At 72.6% G+C, this 3,558-nt stretch carries 4 protein-coding genes; 1 reads left to right on the top strand and 3 read right to left on the bottom strand.

Annotated elements, in window-relative coordinates:
- Positions 1–21: 21 nt before the first annotated feature.
- From G6024_RS16975 to G6024_RS15970, 3 genes are read right to left on the bottom strand one after another with little or no spacing between them, the layout of a single operon-like run.
- The gene (locus tag G6024_RS16975; protein ID WP_067720214.1) at positions 22–735 is read right to left on the bottom strand and encodes a PaaI family thioesterase; all 714 of its coding nucleotides are present in this window, start codon (positions 733–735) and stop codon (positions 22–24) included.
- Between the two features lie 29 nt (positions 736–764).
- Complete coding sequence (locus G6024_RS15975; protein ID WP_159149153.1) at positions 765–1,514, bottom strand: PaaI family thioesterase; 750 nt, start codon at positions 1,512–1,514, stop codon at positions 765–767.
- Positions 1,511–3,001 carry an FAD-dependent oxidoreductase gene (locus G6024_RS15970; protein WP_159149152.1) on the bottom strand — a complete coding sequence of 497 codons (1,491 nt, stop codon included), beginning with the start codon at positions 2,999–3,001 and terminating at the stop codon, positions 1,511–1,513. The genes G6024_RS15975 and G6024_RS15970 overlap by 4 nt, the downstream gene beginning before the upstream one ends.
- 52 nt (positions 3,002–3,053) lie before the next feature.
- Between G6024_RS15970 and G6024_RS15965 the strand changes: the two genes are divergently transcribed.
- On the top strand, positions 3,054–3,558 hold a 505-nt coding region (locus G6024_RS15965; protein WP_159149151.1), incomplete at its 3' end, for a nuclear transport factor 2 family protein.

The raw sequence follows: 3,558 nt of genomic DNA, 5'->3' as shown, positions 1-3,558 counted from the left end.
CCACTACACACATCATCACTGTCAGCCCTCGATGGGCCGGCCGCGGTCGGCGTCCCGGATACCCCTCGGCTCGATGAACAACGCCTCAGCCGTCGCGCAGAGGGTCTCGCCGGTGTGGAGGGTCGCGGTCGCCCAGATCTTGCGGCCCTCCACCCGTTCCTGCCGCGCCTCGAACCGCAGCGGGGCGAACAGTGGCGTCGGCGACTTATACGAGATGCGCAGGTCCGCGGTCATGCCGACACTCTCCGACGCGGCGTTCGCCAGCCCCAGCATCTCGTCGAAGATCAGCGCGACGATCCCGCCGTGGACGCAGCCGGGAGGCCCCTGGTACTCGATACCCAGGGTGAGGTCGGCCCGCACGGTCGCATCGGGGAACACCACCGGCTCCAGCGGCGGGGACACCGGGTTCCGGCTGCCGGTCGCCGGGTTGGCCGCCAGGTGCTCCGGCACACCCCAGGTGGCGTACTCCGACGGCCGCACCACGGTGCCCACGGTCTCGAGGTGCTCGACCAACCCGCGCACGGTGGCCACGGCGTCGTGGACGTCCTCGTAGACGGACCCGGCGACCAGGCCGCGGAGTCGGCGCAGCTCGCGGGCCAGCTCGGTCGCGCCGGACGCATCGGGGTCCTGGCGCAGGAAGGGAGTGCCCTCATCGCTCGCACCGGCGGGGTCCGCGGTGCCGAGGGGGCGGTCGCCCGGGGCGGTGGGGTCGGAAGGGCCGGAGTCGGTCGTCACGGCAACAGAATCTACTCTGCGCCCCGGGGTCAGCCCTCGCCCGCGCCCTCATCCCGGTGCTGCCGGTACGCCGCCACCCACTCCGCGGGCATGACGAACAGCCCCTCGGCGGTGGCGCAGAGGCGACCTCCCGCGTGGACCGCGCCCTGCGACCACACCTTCCGGCCGTCCACCCGGACCTGACGGGCGGTCACCACGATCGGCTCGAGGATGGGCGTGGGGCTGCGGTAGTCCAGGTCCAGGTACATCGTCATCCCGGTGGTCCCCGCGTGGTGGTTGACCCGGCCCAGCGCCGCGTCGAACAGCAGGGCCACGACACCGCCGTGAACACACCCCGGGGGGCCCTGGTACTCCAGCCCGAGCGTCATCTCGGCCCTGAGCGTCCCGTCGTCCAGCAACTCGAACTCCGCCGGCGGGGCGAGGACGTTGGACCGGCCGATGATCGGGCAGTTCGAGGCGTACCGACGCTCCCGCCAGTTGACCTCCTGCCGCTGCTCGGGGCTCGCCGACGCGGCCTCCAGCTCATCGGCCACCCTGCGGATCCGATCGGTCAGCGGGCCCAGGTCGGTGTCGAACATGCCGCCGGTGGTGAGCGCGCGGATCCGGCGCACCTGGTCCACCAGGGCGTAGAGGCCGGCCTCGTCGTCGTCGTCCCTGTCGACCGGACGGCCAGCACCGCGCGCCGGGTCCAACGGCCCCAGATCCACCGTCGGCCGGTCGCGCCGCACGACGGCCCCCGGCTCGACAGTCCCCGGCTCGACGGTCACCGGGTCGTTCATGCCGGCGCCGACCCGGTCACGTCGCCGGCCGCCACCGTGTCGGTGACCCCGGCCGCACCGCGGCCCGCGCGCCGCCCGAAGAACGACCCGTCGCCCAGGGACGTACCGGAGATGTACCCGTCGCCGTGCAGACCGTGCGTGCACCGCCCGGCCGCGAACAGGCCCGGGATCGCCTCACCCGCGCGGTCGAGCACCCGCGACTGCAGATCCGTGTGGAGTCCCCCGAGCGTGAACCCCTGCGCCTTGAGGGGCAGGCCGTTGAAGGTGTCCGGCCCCCCGGCACCCGTCGGGTAGGCACCGAACGGCGGCTCGAGCGGGCGCACCCACCGGGCGTTCTTTCCGAACTGTGGGTCCTCGCCACGCTCGGCGCCGGCGTTGTAGCGGCGCAACTGGTCGGCCAGCGCATCGGCGGGCAGCCCACAATCGGCGGCGAGCTCCTCGATGGTCTCGGCGGCGTGCATGGGCTGCATACCCCACAGCTCGGACTCCGGGACGTCCTCGATGCCCTTCTCGTCGATGATCACCCACACCGGCGGGCGGCGGTGATACACGGCCGCGTGGCAGTACAGGCCCGGGTAGACCTCCTCGTTGATGAAGCGCTGCCCGTCGCCGTCGACGAGCATCGCGCCCACCACCAGGCGGGGGATGACGAGCATCGCGGTCTCGGTCTGGTGCATGCGGCGCACGGCCGCGCCGGCCTCGATGCCCATCTCGATGCCGGAGCCGTCGTCGCGACCGTCGGAGACCTTGTCCTTGCCCAGCTGCTGCGGCGCCCACTGTTCGAGCATCCGGTCGTTGTCCACGAACCCGCCCGTCGCCAGCACGACGCCGCCGGTGGCGCGGTACTCGCGTTCCTCGGAGAACTGCGTGGCCCGGACGCCCACCACGCGTCCGTCCTCGACGATGAGCGAGCGCGCCTTGACGTCGCACTGTAGGTCGACGCCGGCCTTCTGCGCCGTGGCCACGAGGGAGTCCATGAGCACGTTCCCGGCGAAGTTCGGGGCGGGCGGCCGGTGACCGCGCGCGGCCGGGGTGGCCAGGGACGCGTAGGGCTCCGCCCGCTCCCCCATCCACATCAGGCCCGAGTCGTCGCCCGGCATCCAGGTGGGTGTGTCCCACAACTTCCGGTTGAACACCGCTCCGTGCGAGACCAGCCAGTCGTGGTGCTCGACGGCCCCCGCGCAGTAGTCGGCGATCTTCGCCTCGTCGGCGTTGGGCCCGAGCGCGGCCAGGAGGAACGCGCGCATGTCCTCCTCGGTGTCGGCGATGCCCAGGGCCTGCTGGGTGGCCGTGCCGCCCCCCAGGTAGACCTCGCCGCCCGACTGCGCCGAGGAGCCGCCCGGTCCGGAGGCGCCCTCCAGAGCGATGACCGTCGACCCGGCCTCGGCGGCCTCGATCGCCGCGCAGGCGCCGGCGATTCCCATCCCCACCACGATGACGTCCGCCGTCATCACGGCGGGACGGTTGTCTGCACTCTTGTCCGTCATGGTGTGCACACTACTTGTAACGTGTTTCAGTTAGTGCATTAATGTCGGGTTCATGATTGATGGTTCCGACACCGCCCGTCTGGACGCCCTCGAGGCGAGGCTCACCTCGACCGAGAACGGTCTCGCCACCGCGCGGGCCGAGCTGGCCCGCGCGGCCGACGAGCTGGCCGTACTGCGCCTACTGGCCTCCTACTCCCCCCGCGTCGACTCCGGCGACGCCGACGGCGTGGCCGAACTGTGGACCGACGACGGCGTCTACGACGTGGACACCGGCGTACTCGAGGGGCACGAGGGGCTGCGGGAGATGGTGCACGGGGACGCGCACCAGGGACTCATCGCGCACGGGTGCGGGCACGTCCCCGGCCTGCCGGTCGTGCTGCTGGACGGGGACCGCGCGGTGGCGACCGGCTACACCCAGCTCGTGGTGCGCTCGTCGCGCCCCGGGCGCTACACGGTGATGAGGGTGACGGCGAGTCGGTGGGAGCTGGAGCGGCGCGGTCGGGTGGACGCGCCGGACCGCGGGTGGCGGGTCGTGCTGCGCACCGCGCGCGCCGTGA

Source organism: Dietzia maris, assembly GCF_014144855.1.
In the GTDB taxonomy this organism is placed as follows: Bacteria; Actinomycetota; Actinomycetes; order Mycobacteriales; family Mycobacteriaceae; genus Dietzia; species Dietzia kunjamensis.
Note: the sequence above shows the minus strand (reverse complement) of the source record. Positions and strands in the feature narration are given on the sequence as shown.